A 20,169-nucleotide genomic window follows, 5' to 3' on the forward strand; every position below is an offset into this window, starting at 1 on the left:
TATATTACTTAGATAAGATTAACAGAAAAATACAGTCTGTATCACCTATGACCTCATGCTCTACCTCTAGTGGTATTTCAAAAGTCTCATAGGTGTCTATAGATTTTGAGAAGGTCGCTGTTCTAAAAGTGACCGTTCCCTGTATGATCAAGATTTGCGCTTTGCTAGGTGCTGTATGTTTTTCTAACACCACATCCTTTTTAAGTCCTATTGCTATAATTTTAGTCTTATCATTTTCATAATAAGGCTTCATTATCGGAGCAATACTTGAACTTAATGCAATCGCTATATCTTGAATCATCCTTCTATTATTTAGTTACTCATTAATTGCACTGCTGTGCTATCTGTAACAACATCCTTTACTGGTGCTGCTGGTGCATCTGGATTCACCCATAACTCACCTTCTGCTTCCTTAGGCTCTGCAGGCGTGGTGCCTTGTAAGCTTAACACGAAGCTAGCTACTTGCGCCATCTCTGCAGCCTTAAGTTCTGATTTCCATGAGATCATACCTTTACCATCACGACCACCTTCTGAGATAGTTTTAAAGACATTTTTAATTCCTCCACCCAGAATCCAGTGTTGGTCTGTGAGGTTAGGTCCTATACCTCCACCACCATCTGCTTTGTGACAAGCAATACAGTTATTTGTAAAAATGGCTTTACCGGCATTAATATCACTCGCATCTGTGAGCAGTGTTACCGTATTTACATCGACAAGATCTTTTGCCGTTTTTTTCCATTCTTCTATTTCTGCTTTTGCTTCTGCTACAGCAACTTCATATTCTTCGGCTTGGTTATAATCGTCTAGTACTTCAAAACGCACTAAATATATTACTGCAAAGACTATTGATGCGTAGAACATATACACCCACCATGGCGGCAAGTTGTTATCAAGCTCTTGTATACCGTCATAGTTATGATCTAGTATAATCTCATGCTCTTGAGCTATCTCTTTACTTCCTAGAGATGCTTTATACTTCTCTTTAATCCACTTAAACTGATTGGCTTCTGCAAGAGCTTCTTCTTCATCAAACTTTGCTTGTGCTTCTGGCTTAAGCGTTTTGTAAAGAACATTGCGCAGCGCAGCCATGCTTACTTCTCCTGCTGTATAAAAAAGCATGATTACGCCTAGTATAGCCCATACCCACGGTTGCTCTAGAAACATAGAGGTCTCCCCTGTAGTCCCTACGTAATCTATGAGGAAATATCCTAATAGTGAAAATCCTAGTATTCTTAAAAATGATGTAGTCGTTCTCATTCTTCTATAGTATTTACGTTGAGTGTATCATCATTAAGCGGGATGTTACTTACCTCTGTGATGTGTGCTTTCTTAGCTGTAAATACCCAAAAGAATAGTGCAGCAAAAAAGATGAAAAATATGAGTAATGACACTATAGGATAGATCTCCACTCCATCTATATTTTCTAAGTTTCCTTTTATAAATTTAAACATGGTGCTAGTCGTTTAAGATGGATGTAGTACCATCTGCGTTTTTAACTTTAATATCTGTTCCTAGTCGTTGTATGTAAGCTATAAGAGCTACCACCTCACGGTTACGCATCTCCACAAAGTCTTCACCGTTTTCTTCGGCATACTTTTTATCTGCCTCATAAGTTTTGGCAAAGTCTGGATCTGAGTATAGGTTCTTCTCTATCGCTATTCCTTGTGCCGTCATAGACTCTTGAGCATTTGCAATATCTTCTGGAGTATATGGTACTCCTAAGGTTACCATTGCTTCCATTTTTGTCTCTGTGAGATCTTTATCTAGTTCTCTACGTAATAACCATTTATAAGATGGCATAATAGAACCAGAAGAAGTACTCTGCGGATCATAGAAGTGATTTAAGTGCCAGTTATCACTGTACTTTCCTCCCACGCGCATAAGATCTGGCCCAGTACGCTTACTTCCCCATAAGAATGGGTGATCATACACATACTCTCCCGCTTTTGAGTATTCTCCATAGCGCTCTACCTCACTTCTAAATGGTCGTACCATTTGAGAGTGACACCCTACACACCCTTCACGTATATAAATATCTCTACCCTGTAGCTCTAGTGGTGAATATGGCTTCACACTTGATATCACTGGGATATAATCATCAACAATAAGTGATGGTATAATTTGCACCATACCTCCAATAAGAATAGCGATAGTTGCAAAAATGGTAAGCTTTACCGGGCGTCTTTCTAACCATGTATGGTATCCTTCTTTTGAGGTACGTTTCTTTGTTACTTTAGGTAAAGGAGCAGCCTCTGCAAGTTCATCTGTAACGTTGCTACCTGCACGAGCAGTCATAATCATATTATAAACACCTATAAGGGCTCCTACAATAAACATACTACCACCTATAGCACGCATCCAGTACATAGGGATAATCTCACTTACTGTTTCTAAGAAGTTACCGTAGGTAAGCGTTCCATCTGGATTAAATTGTTTCCACATAAAGGCTTGTACAAAACCAGCAACATACATAGGTAATGCATATAGTATAATACCTAGCGTTCCTATCCAGAAGTGGAAGTTGGCTAACTTAGTAGACCATAATTTTGTCTTGAATAATTTTGGAACCATCCAGTATACCATACCAAATGTGAAGAAACCGTTCCAGGCAAGTGCTCCTACGTGCACGTGAGCAATAATCCAATCACTAAAGTGAGCTATCGCATTTACATTCTTAAGCGAGAGCATAGGCCCTTCAAAGGTTGCCATACCATAACCTGTAATCGCAACAACCATAAATTTAAGAACAGGATCTGTGCGTACTTTATCCCACGCTCCACGTAGTGTAAGTAGTCCGTTTATCATTCCTCCCCATGATGGAGCAAGAAGCATGATGGAGAATGCAACACCAAGATTCTGTGCCCAGTCTGGCAATGCAGAATATAATAAGTGGTGAGGACCCGCCCAGATATAGATAAATATAAGTGACCAGAAGTGTACAATAGAAAGCCTATAAGAATACACAGGTCTGTTTGCTGCCTTAGGTACAAAGTAGTACATCAATCCTAAGAAAGGAGTGGTTAAGAAAAATGCTACTGCATTGTGTCCATACCACCATTGTACCAGTGCATCTTGCACTCCAGCATACATAGAGTAACTTTTAAAAGCACTTACCGGCAGCTCCATACTATTTACAATATGTAATACTGCAACGGTAACAAAAGTTGCTAGATAAAACCAGATAGCAACATACAAGTGACGTTGTCTTCTTTTTAGGATTGTACCTATCAAGTTGGCTCCAAAAGCTACCCATATAAGAGCAATCGCAATATCAAATGGCCATTCTAGCTCTGCATATTCTTTTGATGTTGTAAACCCTAGAGGAAGGGTAATTGCTGCTCCCACTATAATGGCTTGCCATCCCCAGAAGTTTAAATTACTAAGCCAGTCTTTCCACATACGAGCCTTAAGTAAACGCTGTGAAGAATAATATACACCTGCAAAAATAGCATTACCTACAAAGGCAAAGATGACTGCATTAGTGTGTAACGGACGTAAACGCCCAAAACTTAACCACGAGATGCCGTCTGTTACATTAGGGAATAAAAACATAAAGGCTAGAAGTAGCCCTATACTCATTCCCACAATGCCCCAAAACATCGTAGCCACTATAAATTTTCGTACGATTTTGTTATCGTAATAGAATTGTTGTACTTCCATAGTTTGATTAGTTACTCTTTTATTTGGATGGATTTTTCAATTGGCTCAGGCGTTGTAGGAGCACTTTTTTCTTTTACTAACTCGTCATCAAAAAGCATACGTACAGATGGCGTATAGGTGTCATCATATTGTCCCTTCTTTACAGACACAATAAATGCGACAAAAAAGACGAGAGCAACAACAACGCTGATTGCAAGAAGCATATAAATAATACTCATACCTACCTGAATTATGGTGTAAAATTAAGATTGAAGTTGTTTTTGAATTATGACAATTGTCAGTTTTAGATAAATAGTTTTGAATATGCTTTCGCGAAAAATGCTTTCCTTAAAGCTTATCTTTTTACACGTAAGATTATCTCTTAAAACATAGACTAATCATAATGCTAGCGGCACTTACACTTCCACATACAAAAGCGCTACTTGCGCACTTTGCGATACTTTTTTAAGACTATTGAGTATAGGTCCTGCGCCATTTGTAGCACAAGGACAACTCATCATAAACTGCTGTTCAAAACGAGTAATCGCATTTACATACATATTAAGCATTGATGCAATGCCTAGGCTCACCGTACTGCACACAGATGATCGTCCATATAAGCCACTTTGCAAGCTGTAAATTCGCTTTTCGGTGTCTCTCACCCAACCATTAAAAACCGTCTCATCTGCACCTTTATGTGCAGATTTATGAAAAAGACTTATGAGATCACGCTCCGTATAAGATGCTTTTTTAAATACTACTTGAGCAAGTTGAGGTGTACTTTGTACATTAATAATACTGTTCATATTATAGTTTTTTTGATGTGAGACTTCCACCCATAAAATGAGTAGCAATCGTTGTAAATAAGACGATACTAATAGAGCTAAGCGGCATTAAAATAGCAGCAACTACGGGAGCAAGATTGCCTGTAACGGCAAAGCCTAAGCCTATAAGATTATAGAATAATGAGAATATAAAAGCATACTTAATGATGCTCACTCCCTTGTGTGAGAGTTTTAAGAAAGTTGCAATATCTGTAAACCTTGAAGCGTCTAGAATACCGTCACAAGCTGGCGAGAAAACATTGACATTCTCAGAGATAGAAATACCTACGTGGCTCTGTGCTAGTGCACCAGCGTCATTAAGCCCATCTCCCACCATAAGTACATTCTTACCCTGCTCTTGTAAGTTTTTTATAAAGTCTAATTTATCTCCAGGTTTCTGGTTGAAAAGTAGCGTTGCATTATCTGGTAATATCTGTGATAAAAAAGTACGCTCTCCATCATTATCACCAGAAAGTATGATAATCTCGTAGTTACTTTTTAATTCACTAAAAAGCGATTGCACACCTTCTCTATATTCATTGTAAAAGATGTAGCAACCTTTATATTCATTATCTGTACTTATGTGCACAGCAGTACGTTCGGCACCGGCTGCTGGAGAAGTTGTTTGTGCAGTTGCCACAAATCCATAAGAACCTACTTTAATCGTATGATTATTATGCGTTCCTATGATTCCTTGTCCTACCTTTTCTGTAAATGAATCAAGTGTTTTTATATCATGAGATTCTAGCAAATCATAAAGAGATCTACTCAAGGGATGGTTTGAAGCTCTCAACGTGCTTGTTAATAGTGATTCTTCTTCTGGTGTGAGCGCCACTCCTTCATAAGTGATTACACTTTTTGCACTCGTAGTAAGTGTTCCTGTTTTGTCAAAGACAATGGTATCAATATGAGCAAGCTGCTCAATAACGCCGCTGTTTTTTAAATACAGTTTATGTCTCCCAAAAATGCGTAATATATTTCCTAATGTAAATGGTGCTGCTAGCGCGATAGCACAAGGGCAAGCCACAATGAGAACTGCGGTAAATACTTGAAGTGCTTTTGATGTGTCTATAAATAACCAGTAAGCCGTTGCAATCGCAGCAATAATGAGCAAACTCACCGTAAAACGTCTACTTATACTATCTGTAAGGGTTTCAAAAACGGTCTGTCTGCCTTTTGAGAATATTTCGTTAGACCATAATTGTGTGAGGTAACTTTGCGCCACTGGCTTCAACACTTCTACTTCTATGGATCCCGCTTGCTGTCTCCCTCCGGCAAATAACTGATCGCCAGATTTTTTGGCTACTGGTTCTGCTTCTCCTGTGACAAAGCTGTAATCTATAAGTGCATTTCCAGTAATTAAAACGCCATCTACAGGCAATAATTCACTGTTGCGTATTAAAATTCGGTCGCCTTTCTTAAGGTCGTATACTTGTGTTTGCTCTTCTTTTCTTGAAGGTTGCGCTTTCGCGAAAGCGTTATCATCCCTATATAATCGTGTTACAGCAATAGGAAAGTACGACTTATAGTCACGCTCAAAAGAGAGATACGCATAGGTCTTTTGCTGAAAGAATTTACCAAGCAACAAGAAGAATACAAGTCCCGCCATACTATCAAAAAATCCCGAACCCCAATCCATCAAAACCTCAACGGTAGATCTTATAAATAGTACAGAAATACCAATGGCGATAGGCACGTCTATATTGAGGATGTTAGACCGCAATCCTTTGTAGGCAGAGATAAAATAGTCACGACCTGAGTAAAAGGCTACCGGAATAGCAAACAAAAGCATTAACCCTCTAAAGACATATTTATACTTATCTAACCAAAACTCACTTACCTCAAAATACTCCGGAAATGATAGAAACATAATATTTCCAAAAGCAAACCCAGCCACACCTAGCTTATACGTCAAGCTCCTGTCTACCGTCTTTTTCTTCTTTGTGGTATCATCTAACGAAATGTATGGCTCATACCCTATTCTTGCTAGAAGCATCACTAGATCTTGTAGTGACAGCTCCTTAGATGAGTAAGTAATTCTTATGGTTTTCTTAGGGAAATCTACTTGCGCGGTTTTGACCGCAGGATTCAATTTGTTAAGATTTTCTAGCACCCAGATGCAAGAGCTACAGTGTATGGTAGGGATTAATAAGGATACAACTTGTGTTCCTTGCTCATCAAACTCTAAAAGTTTGGCAACTACCTGTTCATTTTCTAAAAAGTCAAACTTACCTTCTTGAAGTAGCGGAGACGTACCTGGTGTATTCTCAAGGTCGTAGTAATACGACATATCATTATCGCTCAATATGTCATACACCGTCTTACAACCGTGACAACAAAACGATTTTTCTTGATGGTGTATCACTGTTGTACAGGGATCACCACAATGGAAACAATTATCCATAATTCTAATTTGCTCAGACTTATAAAAAGTCCATTATACCTACGGCAAATTTGAGATTATGTTGGTTTTTAAATTATGACAAATATCATTTTTAGAAGATTTTTATAAATTAATTGGGCAATTTTCGAGCTCTTAATGAGTACTCAAGAAGTCATCCCAAAAGCTGATTTATATCATCTTTTTCAAGCAAGCCATCAGCTACTTTTGAGAAATCATTAAAACCTAAAAGATGAAAAAGAGAACGCCCGTTTCTAGCATAATGACCTCAAATATGGTCACACTACATAAAACTGACTCATTAGAGCATGCCGAGCAACTTTTTAAAAATCATAGTATAAGACATATTCCTGTAGTAGATGGCAAGAATATTATAGGCATCTTGAGCTATACTGACTTATTGAGAATAAGCTTTGCAGATGCTATAGATGAAGATGAGCAAGACGTAGATACCATCGTCTATAATATGTTTACCATCGAGCAAGTAATGGCAAAAAAACTTGTGACCGTAACCACAGATACAACCGTAAAAGAAGTGGCAGAAATTCTGGCTAATAAAGAATTTCACGCGCTGCCTGTTCTTCAAGAAGGTTCGCTAGTAGGTATCGTAACTACCACAGATTTAATTCAATTTTTACTCGAGCAATTTTAGAACATAGCTCTATAAAATTATAAAGAGGATATTGCTGTGTGCGATTATCCTCTTTTGCTATGCTCATTTTTAAATGGTTACAATAATTATTATCTTTAGTAGAAAAGATAACTATGAAAATTACAGCAATGCACTGGGTAGCGATCACTACCTTACTTTTGATTACAGTCACCATTTTTGCAACAATGAATCTAGCTTTTAACTGGGTATTTTATATCACCATGCTAGGTCAAGCATCTGTGGTTGTAATGGTTTACAAAGTTCTTAAGGACAACTATGTTACTGATAAAACTTTTGAGGATAGGTATGAGGACTTCCCACAACGAGGACGTTCTTAAAGTTTAAAAGTTTTATAAAAATTACGCTAGCAACTCGTGGTACTAAAATCGCAGGTTGCTAGCGTTATAAATTATACGCTTAATAATCGACAGGTCCTATTATTAATAATTCTTGTTCTTCAAGCGCCCATACTAACATGCTTATATAGTCTTTAATCGCCTTACGGTCGTTATCTGGCTCTGTAACATCTATAGATCCTTTCCAGATAATCTCACGTTCCTTGGTCGGGCAGACGCAGTACAGTGCACTCTCTGCATGATAGACTGTATACTTTTGCATCTCTTCATCCTCCGCATAAATTCCTTGATGTGCATAATAATCATCTTCAAAACCATTTACACTTTTATCCCAGTTACGATAAGACTGTACTAGCGTCACCTTATCCTCTGCCCCTAGTACTTTTGAAACTAAAATGGCGTCAAATCCTTCTGAGAGCATAGCTCTCTCAAGATCTCCTAACTCTTCTTCTGTGCGCGGTCTAGAGGTGAATTCTGGATTAAAAAAAGCATCACTTCCTACCGCGTTAACTCCTTTATCTTTAAGAAGATCTACTAATCGTTTTTCAAACAGTTTTCGGTTTTTTACATCGCTGGTCATTGCAAGTACAAGAACTTTCTCTGCTTGAAAAACATCGATATCTGGATTTTTCCAATTTTCAATAAGCTCTGAGCTGTTACAACTTTGCAACAGACTTATTATACATATACTCACACACACTAATAATATTCTCATCTTAATACGTTTTAAGCTATTAATTTGCTTTTGCTTTTTGCAAAGACAGATTTCATCGTTTTAAATATCTCCTCTTTTAAGAGTTTGTACTTATCTTGATAGTCACCCATTTTAAGTTCTAGCAAGATATGGGCATCTTGAAAAGTGCGCTCCTTCTGGAACTCATCTTTACCATCCATAAGAACTTTTACCTCGTTTAAATGCTCTGTAATACGTTTAAGTAATTTTGGAACTTCTTTTTCAAAAGCATCAAGCTCTACGGCGAGATGTCTTGCATATTCAAAGCTTGTTTCAGAAAGTAGTTGCAGGGTATGCTCAGTTAAAAGCTCTCCTAAGAAAGCTTGCTCAACAGCTATAAATTCCACTTGTGATTTCCAGAGTAGTGTGACATCGTGTATGGCTTGAGCATCATTCCACTCAAGATATTTAAACTTATACTGATTAAAAAATGGATGTTTCATAATAACTATGAGGTTTTGATATTGTTGAGAATACGCTTTCGCGAAAGCAAAAAAAAACCACTCCTGATTCCCCTCTAATCAGGAGGTGGCTCTTCATGTAATCTCCAATTAATATGAAGATTTAGATGTTTATACTTTATTTCTTTTTTGTCTTAAGAATATTACCACAGTAGTTAAAAATCTCACTTTTGGTTTTATTATAAGAATCAATAAATTGTCTGTATTGCTCTTTAATTGTCAAGTGTTTTTCTTGAAAAAACACATCACAAGAAACGGTGTCGCACTCTAGCATCCCGCTTAGTTCTGCATCATGTTTTACAAGTAAAACCTCAATACTCTTGAGTAATACTTTGATTTTAGAAACTTCTATTTTGTAATGCTCTAAACGCTCAAAAAGATTAGGTGAACTAGGTTCAAAAATGTAAGAATGTGTCAGATTTTCTATAAACTGAATTTCGTCGCTTGCGAGTGCAACATTAGATTTCCAGACCTTGACATCTTGATGAAACTGGTCTATTGTGAGTGGGAGTGTTGTTTCCATACTAAAAGAGTTTTACGTGTTAACTAGTTTAAAAGTAGCGCAGTAGAGCTACTTAAACTATGACAATTATCAGCTATCGAGCAGTATTAATTACCCACTTACATTGCACAGAAATTGAATATCCTTTAAAATTTTTGACTTCCTAGTCTCAGAAATTCCTAGATGATCGAGGTAAAAACTATCACCTAGTAATTGCTTACACAGCACAACATCTCTACCAAGTAAAAAGTTTTTTTCTCGTTTTGTAAGAAGTGTAGAAACGGTAATGGGATATAATCCTAAGCTGTCTATGCGATCTTTAAGCCCGTTATTTTTAGGATAATCCCAACTTAATAAAGTAAGACCTGCGCAGGTTCCATATTCTATAGCATCTTTTGTAAAACGAGTATTAGTAACTACCCATCCTTCAGTACTTAAAGCTCCTTTAATTTTGGTCTCAGCAATAATATCTCTGTATCTCGCATGAATATAAAGCGGCACTTTTACATTACAGTTACGCCCTTCTTCACCGTGAAATTTACACTCTACATAAAGCGTTCGGTTTTCTTTACTTGCAACAACATCCACTTCGTGCTGTACACATTTTCCATCCACAAGAACTCCTACTTCTGTGTCATAGCCGCTATGCTTTAACACCTGCCCTATAAATTTTTCAAAGGGAAATCCTGTAGGTCCAAATTCATAAATGGCTTTCTTTAATTTATATTTTGACGCAAAAACAGATTTCTTTTTTTTGAGCAATGCAAAGGCTCTATTGTAAATTTCATTGGTAGATATGCCTTGATAAAGCTCATCGCGAACTATATTAAGAATGTGACTTACATCATTTTCTCCAGCGCCGCTGCGATGTAAAGAGGCTTTCAGTTTATCAAGTGAAAAATCTACTTTTTCACCAGAGGACTTTTTGACTTGGATAGACTTTTTAATCACGAGTAAAGCTGGGTTTATGTTATCAATTTATTTTGCAACTACGTAGTTTTCTAAATAGTGCAATTACGCTTTCGCGAAAGCGTACTAATCACACCATTAATTGCGTAAATCATGCATCACTAATAATGGCACTTTGCTGAACATACCGAGCTCCTTGATCATAGGTGTGGTAAAAACACTCCCAAAAAAGGCATGCTTTCTATTAATGATAGCAACCATATCGCTATCACGACTCTCTACAAAATTTCTCACACCAATAGTAGCATCTACTCCACTCAGATGGTGGAAACTAAAGGATGCATCTTCTAGACACTCTGCCAGCAACTCTTTATTTGCTTCTTGTTGTTTACTCAGTTCTTCATCTGGATTTACATAAAGCACACAGACATTTGCGTCTTGAAGGTTTGCAATTGTTGTGAGATTGCTGAGCTCCTTGCGTTTATAATGAGTTTTATATCCTGTAGGCATTACAATCTCTTTGAGACTGGCTACTCTTACGTCTAGAGGCACTCCCATCACAGGGCAATTGCGTAGTTTTTCCATCGCGAGAATGGTACTTGTACCAAAAAGAGCTCCCCTACTATTACTTGCTCCTTTAGTACCCATCACCACTAACTCTATGTCTCGTTGCTCAATTATAGCTTCCATCACCTCCATAAGACCACCAAACTTTGTGATGATTTCATACTCATGCTTAGGGTTAGTATCCCTGAATTCTATCATACTCACCAGTTTGTCCATGTGCTTCTCTGATGACGTTTTTGCACTTTCATACGATGGTGTTCCAGGTTCTGGAACCATCAAATCGCCTAAGTTGTAACCTTTAGTTCTATAGGTGTTGAGAACAATGAAAGAACATTCTTCATGCTTAAAAAGATCGGCTGCATAGGTGAGCGCGTTCCAAGCATTTTTTGAGAAATCTGTAGGTATTAGAATCTTCTTTTTCATCGTGTAAGTATTTGATTATTAATTAAAAATACGGGAGTACTATTGTATAAACTATGATATATATCAGAATGATTCTGGTAATATGAGTAGAGGTATTTCTGAGTGAAAGCTTAATTTATCTACAAACGATTTATTAAAGAGTTTCTTTAAAAAGCCGTTTTTGTGGTACATCAACACTAGTAAATTGATATCATGTTCATTAATAAAAACGCCTAGTGCATCTTCCATCTTAGTGATACTAGACAGCCAGTGCGTAGTATAAGAGACGTCTTCCAGTTTGTGCTTAAGTTTTCTATAATTAGTCTCCACAGTTTGACCTGGGCTCATTTGATTATAAATATGTGTGATGTACAACTTAGATTTATGAGTTCTAATGATTTCCTTTATAATCTCTAGTGGATACTGAGCATAGTCAATTTTAAGATCTGTAGCATAAGCAACCTTTGTAGGCGCTTGAAAAGTGGCGCTTTGAGGCACTACAAACACTGGCACAGGCTTTATTTTCTTAATTAGCTTTACCGTTTGGCTTCCTAGAAATATTTCTCGCATTCCTGAAGAGCCTTTAGTTCCCATCACCACTACATCTATGTTTGTATTTATGATAAGCTTATTTACTATTTTGTATAAAGGCTGTGCGCTCGTTACCATATCAATAACAAGAGAAATGCCCTCACTATCAAGAGTTATTTCATGCTTCAACGTATCAAGCTTATCAAAAGCTGCACGTTCTAACTCATCATATAATTGCTCATTTCTACCTATATCTATACGACTTGTATTGGTGGAAAATAAACTTTCAAAAGAGTGTACTAGCGTTATTATGCATTCCTCATTAGGATACAATCTAGTTGCATAAAATAATGCGTTGTAAGCGTTCTCAGAAAAATCTGTGGGTACTAGTATGTGTGCCATTTTCATAAGTTTTATACCTCTAAACTAGTGAGAGATACACTCTTATTCTATGACAATAATCAGTTATGGCTCGGAAGTATAAGAAATGGTAGTGTAGTATGGAATGTCATCTTCTTAACAACAGGCTCGCGCATGAGACTTTCAAAAAATGTTTTAGGATAATCAATCATCACAAGTAAATCTATGTTGAGTTCATCATCAAACACGTTTATACAATTTTCTAATGATGAAAACTCAGGGACTGTATGAAATCGATAATCTACCCCTGAAAGTAAGTCTTCTAATTGTTGTAAATGATCTTTTTTTACTTGAGTAATCTCTGGTTTTTCATATACCTCTACCATGCGCACCGTTGCTTTCCATAACTTAGTAAGCACGATAAGTGGTTGTAAATCCTCATGGCTATACGCTCTTGCAAAATCTGTTGCAAAGCCTATGCTGTCTGGATCATTAAATACAGCATTTTCTGGAATAACAAGTAGCGGTATTTTTTTGTGAAGTGCTACTATGCTATGGGTCGTACTACCCATAAAAACTTCTTTAAGTCCCGTTGCTCCTTTTGTTCCCATCACTATATAATCATACGCGTTTTCCTCTAGCGCTGCAATGCCATCCTTAAGGTGGCCAGAATAGCTTGCCGTTTTGTAAATGAACGTCGTACTCTTATCTTTACTTAGAATTTCTGATAGAAATACAGATAAGCGCACTTCTGACTCGTCTTTTAAATCTCTATAGATCTTAGAAAGTGCGAGCGGACTTTTATTTCCTAATAATTGTAATGCAGATGGTTCATAAGCATTAAAAAGCGTGAACGTTGTATCTTCTCCCTTAAGTAAATACTGTGCGTATTTAAGAGCATTAAGCGCATTAGTTGAAAAATCTGTAGGTATTAAGATGTGTAGCATTATAGTGTAGTTTTAACAGGAGGTAAAATCATAAAGGGTACAGATGCATGATGCACGATATTACGCACTACTGGTGTAAACAATAAATTTTCAAAAAAGCTATGCTTATTGTGCACGAGTACTAGTAAATCTATCGAATGCTTAGACTGAAAATCTTCAACCGCTTCTAGCACAGTCATGCCATCTGCTATTTCATTTATATGCGCATCACGCTCAAAATATGTATCAAGGCTCTCTTTATTTTCAAGCTGTTCTTCATCTAGTGAAAGACCAAAGTAAGCGTTTAAAAAAATGAGCCTAGATATATGCTTTCTACAAAGCTCCTCTAGAAGTGAAAGTCCCTTTTGATGGGTTCCAGTGCGATAATCTGTAGCAAACAGAATATCCTTGAGCGCTTTATAAGTATAGCCCTCTGGTACGCCTATCACAGGCACTTTTGCATCTTTTACAACATGCATTGTTTGAGAACCTATAAAAACTTCTTTAAGTCCAGATGCTCCACTGGTTCCCATAACGATGGCGTCAATGTTTGAAGTTGTAACAATCTCATCTATTTCCAGTGTTAATACATTATAGCTTGCTATTGGAGTAAATATATGTTTACTGTTTGGGTAGGCATATTTTACTTTAGCTATAATAGTCTCGAGTCGCTCTAAAGAGTTGTTTTTATAAATCTCACCTAAGTCTATATTAAGCGCTGTATGATTATCGTAAATAGTGCTTGTGTATAAAGCAACAGGTGTGTACGTATTCAACACATAAAAAGTACATGCATCGTTTATAAATAACTGCACTGCATACTCAAGTGCGTTATATGAAGCATTAGAAAAGTCTATAGGTATTAATATATGTTTCATAAAGTGATGGTTTAGCGTGAGAGATTCTGTAAAATTAAAAATGGGATTTTGGTATTAAGACCTACTGTATCAATGGTGGATGTATGTAACAATGTTTCCATATAGGTATGCTTTGAGTTTACTAGCACCACCATGTCAATCTTGTTGCTACTTATGTGCTCATTTATAATTTGAGCTATATCTCCTTCGTCATGACGTGTGTAGGTTTGTTCGCTTTCGCGAAAGCGGTATTCCCAACCACTCTTGACATCTTCTTGTCTAAGGGATAATCTATCAAAGTTTGAGATATATAGTAAGTGCAACTCAGAACGGAAGCTATTTGCCATACAGTTTATGAGCTTTAACTCTCTATTTTTATAAGGAATCAACAATTCTGATGGGAATAAAATACGCTCTGGTCGCTCATAATTGTACCCTAAAGGAATTCCCAATACTGGGCATTTCACATATTTTACAACTTGTAATGTGTTGCTACCATAAGTGATATTACGATTTGCAGTCTTACCCTGAGAACCCATTATTACCAGATCTGCATTCTCACTATTTACGAGACTATTAACCTCATCTACCAAGGTTCCAAATATCGCAAGAGATTCCACCTCATGTCTCGGATTAGGCTCTAGACCCATAGCTCGCTCTAAGACTAAGGCAAGAGATGCTTCTGTTTCTTTATGTTTAACTGCTTTATATTCTTCTAGAATATCTCTTGAGAGAACCTCTTTATTCTCATAAACTTCATCTGCATAAGTATGAACTAATATGAATTTACTTTTTTCATATTTAAAATACTGTTGCGCACAACGAAGTGCGTTAAAAGCATTTTCTGAAAAATCTGTGGGTATGATGATAACTCTCATAGTAGCAAGTGTTTATTGATACTCAAAGCTAGAAACTTAACACTCTGTAAACTATGACTTTTATCAGCTATAGGTTTATTCGTGAACTATTAGAAATGGAATGTTTTTATGATAATCCTTCTCTTCTGAAAGGGCTGGAGAAAAAAGTACATTCTCAGACAGATTTATATTTTTTGCAAATAAAACCACCAGGTCTACCTGCTGCACATCTACAAAAAATTGCAAAGCCTCATCCATTGTTCTTTCCATTACAAAATGAAAACTGTGTGGTATGTCATGAAAAGAAGTCTGCAGGAACGTTTTATTGGTTTGCTGTGTTTCACTAAGCGCATTACCTGTTTTTGATAATTGTAGAATATTGAGGTGTGCACTTGTGCGCTTTATAAAATTATTAATCACAGAAGTGGGCTCTGCCCTATGGTTAAAATTATAATCTGTTATTAAAACTACCTGCTCTGGACTTTTACAGTGAAACTCTCTAGGCACGATAAGTACAGGGCATTTTAAGCGCGTGATTACTTCTCGCACATGACTTCCTTTGAGTACATCGCAAAATATATTTGGGTAGCTAGTACTCATCACAATGAGATCTATGTGATTATCTGCAACTGCTTTACGCATACCACCTATAAAATCACTTTTCCATCTGAGGGGTTCAATAGTTTGTCCTCCAGCTATTACTTTATCTAATTTCTTTATCCAAGAAGTAAGTTGCTGTGTGGGAGGTTCGCAAATAGTTGCCTCTCTATCTGTGCTGTAATCAAGCTCTTCAGAAAAGAAAAGATAAAAGCGAACTCTCGGACTTTTATATAAGTTTATTGCACATAAGGCTGTGTTCCATGACTGGCTTGAAAAATCTACAGGTATAAGAATATGCTTCATGAGTACTATATATAATAGCACAAATGTATTTTACTGTTGAGCCATAAAATATGACAAAAGTCAGTTTACACGATTTAGTCTATCATCTCAAGTCCTTCCACATCAATCAACCTGATGTTGCGTCCTTCTATTTCAATAAGACCTTCTTTTTTAAAACCAGATAGTGTTCTTATTAAACTTTCTGTAGCGATACCTGCCACACTTGCTAGATCATTACGTGCAATTTTAATTCCTTCTTCTGGCTTTTTATTAAGAATTACAGCAAACTGTAAAATAGTTTGCGCTGTCTTTTTGCGCACAGAGCTGTATGCCATTTGTAATAATTGTCCTTTAATCTCTGCAAGGTTATCTGTGAGAAGTTCCATTAACTCTAAGGATACATTCTTACTTTTCTCAAGCACTTCTTTTAGTTCGTTTTTACTCACTCCTACAACAACGGTATCTTCTATAGCCGTAGCAGACTCGAGGTAAGCTATATTTTCAATAAATGAGGTAAAACCAAGAAAATCATCTGCTTTTAAAAGTCCGGTGATAAGTTCCTTTCCACTTTCATCCATCTTATGTGTTTTTACCACACCTTTGAGGATGAGGTAAATCATGTTAGAATGTTCTCCTTCCTTATAGATTAATGCGCCTTTATTAAAGCTTAACTCTCCACCCTCGTCATCAAAAAAGTTTTTAAGCTCATTGAGACTACGCAGTGAGTCCTCCTCCTTTGCTACTGGTTCTTCTTTTAATATGTTATTAAGTATCGTTGCCTTTGCAATTCTACTTTCTATGGCACTTATAAGTTCTTCTTCTTCAAAAGGTTTTGTAAGATAATCATCTGCTCCCATATCCATTCCTTTTCTAATTTCCTTGTGCTCTGTCTTAGCCGAAAGAAAAATAAATGGAATATGACTTGTGCTAGGGTTACTAGATAGTGCTTCTAGTACTCCATAACCGTCTACCTCAGGCATCATGATATCGCAAACTACTATTTGTGGTGGGTTTGCTATAGCTAGGTCAATACCTATGCGACCATTAGGAGCCGTCGTAACCTCATAATTAGAAAGCTCTAGAAGTTCTGCTGTATTCTCACGCAGCGCCATATCATCCTCTATTAAAAGTACTTTTTTCATAATCTATGTGATTGGTATTGTAACTGTAAATGTAGAACCTTCATTATGTTTACTTTCAAAAGTAATAGAAGCTCCAAGGTTTTCTAAGTGCGTCTTGACAATGTTAAGCCCTATCCCTGTTCCTGCATTTAACAATGCATTTTCTGCTCTAAAATATCGATTAAAAATAAATTTTTGCTCGTGTTCTGGTATCCCTATTCCTTGATCAATGATCTTAATCTCGAGTCCTTGCTCATTCTTTTTGAGTTGGATATCTACTATCGTGCCTTCAGATGAATATTTGATGGCGTTATAAATTAAATTGCTCAACACGAGCTCCATAATTTTCTCATCAAAATTAATAATAAACTCATCTGCATCTGTAGGATACTTAATATGCTGACCATCTTTAAGGTGCATGTTTGCATCATAAATTACCTCGTTAAGCACTTTGCTAAGTGGGAACGTCGTGTATGCATAATTAGTTTTTCCAGTTTCTAACCTCTCGATAGATAAAAAATCATCTATAATAGTATTGAGATACTTAACCTTGTTCTGTATCGTGGTAAGGTGCTTTACTCTTTTATCTTGTTGCTCTTCTGTTGTATACTTCCCTGCGAGTGTCGCCGAAGTTAAAATACCACTCAATGGTGTTTTAAACTCATGAGAAACAAGAGACAAAAACTTTGTTTTTAGTTCGTTGAGTTCTATTTCTGTTTGCAAGGCTTCTTCTAGCTGATGTGTGCGTTCCTCTACAGTCTTCTCAAGTCTATCTGTATAATTTACACGCTCTGTAATATCAAGAATAATGGCAACAAGCGTATTAGTATCGTCAGCATTTGAAGGTTGTAAGTGTATCTCTACTGGGTAATGACTACCGTCCTTGCGCTCGTGCGTGGTTTTAAAAATTAACTTCTTCTCTACTCCATTGAGTAATGGAGCGATATAATCACGAAACTGAGTTTGTGTAAACTCTGGCTTTATATCAACAGGAGTCATTGAGATGAGCTCATCAAGTGTGTATCCTATATTTTCTTGCGCTCCTAGATTTGCATTGATAAACTTTAGACTTGTTGCATCAAAAATAAAAATCTCATTGAGCGACTCATTAAAAATGTTTGCCCATTGTCTAAGTTCCTTTTCTGCGTTTTTACGCACGGTAATATCTGTTACCAGTGCCATTACATACTTCTTTTTGTGAAGAACAAAAGGATTAAGTCCGGCTTCTACAGGTACTTGACTTCCATCTTTGCATAACCCATAAAGATCACGCCCCTTGCCCATCTCACGTTTATCACTATGATGCATAAACTTATCAAAGTGCCCCACGTGCTTCTTATGAAAACGCATAGGGATTAAGGTTTCTAGCGACCTGCCTTCTAGCTCCTTCTTTTCATAGCCGAAAATGTCGCGAGCAGATTGATTTGTTGCTACAATCATCTGGTCTGCATTTACAACTACAATCCCTTCTGACGCTCCTTCAAAGAGAATCATAAAAGCTTCTTCAATACTTTCTTCAAAAAATTCCATACCCCTAAAAGTACAAGAATAATAGAGTATGAAGTAATGAAACTAGAAATTAATACACACCAAAAACAAAATCTGATTTGCGACTTATTAAGAAACTTGCACACCTCATTTTAAAGGCAAATTACTATAACTATTTACAGAGCATAATTATAATTTTTTACGCTTTCGCGAAAGCGTACTTATACTATTACATAAAGAGAGTAATTTCTTGTCTTGGTGATGTGCTGTCTAGTGCTCGTGGGTATAACTTTTAATACCCTATAAACTTGAGAATAAAAGCAAGATATGCCTATGATAAATATCATAGACTACACCGTTTCAAGGACTTAATTTGCAGGTGTAAATACTATCCTTATGGCTCTTACTAACAAAAAAGACAACACATTTTATCACCAGCTAGGAAAACTCTTTTATGCTGTTGCCGCAGCAGATAATGTTGTAAAAGATGAGGAGTTTTCTAGGCTCCAATCGTGTATTCATGATTACTGGCTAGATCTTGATGATCTGGAGGATGCCTTTGGCTCTGATGCTGCCTATCTCATAGAGATTGTTTTTGAAGGTGTAGAAGCTTTTAATGAAGATCCTCAAGATATGTATGATGCATTTATTACCTATAGAAATAAACAGCCACAGTTTTTTACACTAGAAGTTAAGAACATCATTCTACAAACAGCATGGACAATTGCGCGAGCATTTTCCGGCGTTAATAAATCTGAACTTGTCATGCTAGGCAAATTAGAAATAGCGCTCTCACATTAATATATTTTCTTAAAGATGCAATTTATAGATTACTATAAGATACTGGGTATTACCAAAAGTGCAAGCGAAGCAGATATCAAAAAAGCATATCGTAAACTCGCACGCAAGTACCATCCTGACCTCAATCCTAATGATAAAGAGGCAGAACATAAGTTTAAGGAAATAAACGAGGCAAATGAAGTCTTAAGCCATCCTGAAAATCGTAAAAAATACGATCAATACGGTGAAAACTGGAAAGATGCAGAGGCTTATGAAAAAGCTAGTAAGCAACGTAATAGCCAGCAATCACGACAGCAATATCAAAGATATTCTGGAGGTGGTGAAGAGGACTTTTCAGACTTTTTTGAAAATATGTTTGGAGGTGCTGGAAGACAGCAACAGCGAGCCACTTATCGTGGGCAAGATGTGCAAGCAGAGTTGCATCTCAACTTAATGGATGTGTTTAAAACCACAAAGCGTACCCTCACTGTAAATGGCAAAAACATAAGAATTACCATACCTGCCGGTGTAGAACATGGTCAAACCATTAAGATCAAGAATCATGGTGGTAAAAGTCCTAATAACGGTCCTAAAGGGGATTTGTATATCACTTTTGCAATTACAAATAACACTTCTTTTCATCGCGAAAAAGCAGATTTATTTATTACACATAACATCCCGCTCACTACTGCTGTACTAGGTGGAGATATTCAGATAAAAACTTTAGACAGTACCGTAAAGCTCAAGGTAAAACCTGGTACTCAAAATGGCACCAAAATAAAACTTAGCGGAAAAGGATTTCCCGCTTATAAAAAGGATGACACCTTCGGAAACTTGTTTGTGACTTATCAAATCACCATACCTACTACTCTTACTCCAGCACAAAAAGAGCTTTATGAACAACTTGCAGCACTTGATTAA

Annotated in this window: 24 protein-coding genes; 5 read left to right on the forward strand and 19 right to left on the reverse strand. The window is 36.8% G+C overall.

Annotation, left to right across the window (positions count from 1 at the left end; translation table 11 throughout):
* Window positions 1–4: 4 nt before the first annotated feature.
* The 7 genes from SJY37_RS14205 to SJY37_RS14235 all read right to left on the reverse strand — a co-directional run bounded on the left by SJY37_RS14205 (window position 5) and on the right by SJY37_RS14235 (window position 6,867).
* The gene (locus SJY37_RS14205; RefSeq protein ID WP_298327568.1) at window positions 5–301 is read right to left on the reverse strand and encodes a hypothetical protein; all 297 of its coding nucleotides are present in this window, start codon (window positions 299–301) and stop codon (window positions 5–7) included.
* Between the two features lie 11 nt (window positions 302–312).
* Window positions 313–1,257, reverse strand: a complete 945-nt coding sequence (locus SJY37_RS14210) for a cbb3-type cytochrome c oxidase N-terminal domain-containing protein (RefSeq protein ID WP_379953262.1) — start codon at window positions 1,255–1,257, stop codon at window positions 313–315.
* Window positions 1,254–1,451 (reverse strand): CcoQ/FixQ family Cbb3-type cytochrome c oxidase assembly chaperone, encoded by a 198-nt coding sequence (locus SJY37_RS14215; RefSeq protein WP_013751852.1) that lies wholly within the window; start codon window positions 1,449–1,451, stop codon window positions 1,254–1,256. Before SJY37_RS14215 ends, SJY37_RS14210 begins: the two co-directional genes overlap by 4 nt.
* A gap of 4 nt (window positions 1,452–1,455) precedes the next feature.
* Window positions 1,456–3,660 (reverse strand): cytochrome-c oxidase, cbb3-type subunit I, encoded by a 2,205-nt coding sequence (gene ccoN / locus SJY37_RS14220; RefSeq protein ID WP_298327559.1) that lies wholly within the window; start codon window positions 3,658–3,660, stop codon window positions 1,456–1,458.
* Window positions 3,661–3,671: 11 nt separating this feature from the next.
* A complete protein-coding gene (gene ccoS, locus SJY37_RS14225) occupies window positions 3,672–3,878 on the reverse strand; it encodes a cbb3-type cytochrome oxidase assembly protein CcoS (protein ID WP_298327557.1) in 207 nt (68 codons plus the stop codon).
* A 177-nt stretch (window positions 3,879–4,055) separates the two neighbouring features.
* A complete protein-coding gene (locus SJY37_RS14230; RefSeq protein ID WP_298327554.1) occupies window positions 4,056–4,445 on the reverse strand; it encodes a hypothetical protein in 390 nt (129 codons plus the stop codon).
* A gap of 1 nt (window position 4,446) precedes the next feature.
* Window positions 4,447–6,867, reverse strand: a complete 2,421-nt coding sequence (locus SJY37_RS14235) for a heavy metal translocating P-type ATPase metal-binding domain-containing protein (RefSeq protein ID WP_298327551.1) — start codon at window positions 6,865–6,867, stop codon at window positions 4,447–4,449.
* Between the two features lie 229 nt (window positions 6,868–7,096).
* Between SJY37_RS14235 and SJY37_RS14240 the strand changes: the two genes are divergently transcribed.
* Both SJY37_RS14240 and SJY37_RS14245 read left to right on the forward strand, forming a co-directional pair.
* Window positions 7,097–7,516, forward strand: a complete 420-nt coding sequence (locus tag SJY37_RS14240; protein ID WP_379953263.1) for a CBS domain-containing protein — start codon at window positions 7,097–7,099, stop codon at window positions 7,514–7,516.
* A 113-nt stretch (window positions 7,517–7,629) separates the two neighbouring features.
* Window positions 7,630–7,854, forward strand: coding sequence for a hypothetical protein (locus SJY37_RS14245; RefSeq protein ID WP_298327546.1), 225 nt, complete (start codon window positions 7,630–7,632; stop codon window positions 7,852–7,854).
* A gap of 79 nt (window positions 7,855–7,933) precedes the next feature.
* Here SJY37_RS14245 and SJY37_RS14250 read toward each other — a convergent pair whose 3' ends face one another.
* From SJY37_RS14250 to SJY37_RS14305, 12 genes are all read right to left on the reverse strand, one after another.
* A complete protein-coding gene (locus tag SJY37_RS14250; protein ID WP_298327544.1) occupies window positions 7,934–8,587 on the reverse strand; it encodes a hypothetical protein in 654 nt (217 codons plus the stop codon).
* Window positions 8,588–8,598: 11 nt separating this feature from the next.
* Entirely contained in the window at window positions 8,599–9,048 is a 450-nt protein-coding gene (locus tag SJY37_RS14255) for a hypothetical protein (RefSeq protein WP_144784330.1), read from the reverse strand.
* A gap of 136 nt (window positions 9,049–9,184) precedes the next feature.
* The gene (locus SJY37_RS14260; RefSeq protein WP_013751843.1) at window positions 9,185–9,589 is read right to left on the reverse strand and encodes a hypothetical protein; all 405 of its coding nucleotides are present in this window, start codon (window positions 9,587–9,589) and stop codon (window positions 9,185–9,187) included.
* 90 nt (window positions 9,590–9,679) lie between these two features.
* Window positions 9,680–10,519, reverse strand: a complete 840-nt coding sequence (locus tag SJY37_RS14265) for a restriction endonuclease (RefSeq protein WP_379953264.1) — start codon at window positions 10,517–10,519, stop codon at window positions 9,680–9,682.
* Window positions 10,520–10,615: 96 nt separating this feature from the next.
* Entirely contained in the window at window positions 10,616–11,467 is an 852-nt protein-coding gene (locus tag SJY37_RS14270; protein WP_298327538.1) for a universal stress protein, read from the reverse strand.
* Window positions 11,468–11,530: 63 nt separating this feature from the next.
* Window positions 11,531–12,379: a universal stress protein gene (locus SJY37_RS14275; protein WP_298327535.1), complete on the reverse strand. Its 849-nt coding sequence runs from the start codon at window positions 12,377–12,379 to the stop codon at window positions 11,531–11,533.
* A 59-nt stretch (window positions 12,380–12,438) separates the two neighbouring features.
* On the reverse strand, window positions 12,439–13,284 hold the full coding sequence (locus tag SJY37_RS14280; RefSeq protein WP_298327531.1) for a universal stress protein: 846 nt from the start codon (window positions 13,282–13,284) through the stop codon (window positions 12,439–12,441).
* Window positions 13,284–14,141 (reverse strand): universal stress protein, encoded by an 858-nt coding sequence (locus SJY37_RS14285; RefSeq protein ID WP_298327528.1) that lies wholly within the window; start codon window positions 14,139–14,141, stop codon window positions 13,284–13,286. The genes SJY37_RS14280 and SJY37_RS14285 overlap by 1 nt, the downstream gene beginning before the upstream one ends.
* Window positions 14,142–14,152: 11 nt before the next feature.
* Entirely contained in the window at window positions 14,153–14,998 is an 846-nt protein-coding gene (locus tag SJY37_RS14290; RefSeq protein ID WP_298327525.1) for a universal stress protein, read from the reverse strand.
* 75 nt (window positions 14,999–15,073) lie between these two features.
* Window positions 15,074–15,880 carry a universal stress protein gene (locus tag SJY37_RS14295; protein WP_379953265.1) on the reverse strand — a complete coding sequence of 269 codons (807 nt, stop codon included), beginning with the start codon at window positions 15,878–15,880 and terminating at the stop codon, window positions 15,074–15,076.
* A 74-nt stretch (window positions 15,881–15,954) separates the two neighbouring features.
* On the reverse strand, window positions 15,955–17,001 hold the full coding sequence (locus SJY37_RS14300; RefSeq protein WP_298327519.1) for a response regulator: 1,047 nt from the start codon (window positions 16,999–17,001) through the stop codon (window positions 15,955–15,957).
* Window positions 17,002–17,004: 3 nt separating this feature from the next.
* Window positions 17,005–18,510: a PAS domain-containing sensor histidine kinase gene (locus SJY37_RS14305; RefSeq protein ID WP_298327516.1), complete on the reverse strand. Its 1,506-nt coding sequence runs from the start codon at window positions 18,508–18,510 to the stop codon at window positions 17,005–17,007.
* Window positions 18,511–18,587: 77 nt separating this feature from the next.
* On the opposite strand from SJY37_RS14305, the gene SJY37_RS14310 reads away from it, so the two are divergent.
* The 3 genes from SJY37_RS14310 to SJY37_RS14320 all read left to right on the forward strand — a co-directional run bounded on the left by SJY37_RS14310 (window position 18,588) and on the right by SJY37_RS14320 (window position 20,169).
* Window positions 18,588–18,764 (forward strand): hypothetical protein, encoded by a 177-nt coding sequence (locus tag SJY37_RS14310; protein ID WP_298327512.1) that lies wholly within the window; start codon window positions 18,588–18,590, stop codon window positions 18,762–18,764.
* Window positions 18,765–18,864: 100 nt separating this feature from the next.
* Window positions 18,865–19,269 carry a hypothetical protein gene (locus tag SJY37_RS14315; RefSeq protein WP_298327509.1) on the forward strand — a complete coding sequence of 135 codons (405 nt, stop codon included), beginning with the start codon at window positions 18,865–18,867 and terminating at the stop codon, window positions 19,267–19,269.
* A 15-nt stretch (window positions 19,270–19,284) separates the two neighbouring features.
* Window positions 19,285–20,169, forward strand: coding sequence for a J domain-containing protein (locus tag SJY37_RS14320; RefSeq protein WP_298327507.1), 885 nt, complete (start codon window positions 19,285–19,287; stop codon window positions 20,167–20,169).

It is taken from the genome of Dokdonia sp. R78006, assembly GCF_042466145.1.
Taxonomy (GTDB): domain Bacteria; phylum Bacteroidota; class Bacteroidia; order Flavobacteriales; family Flavobacteriaceae; genus Dokdonia.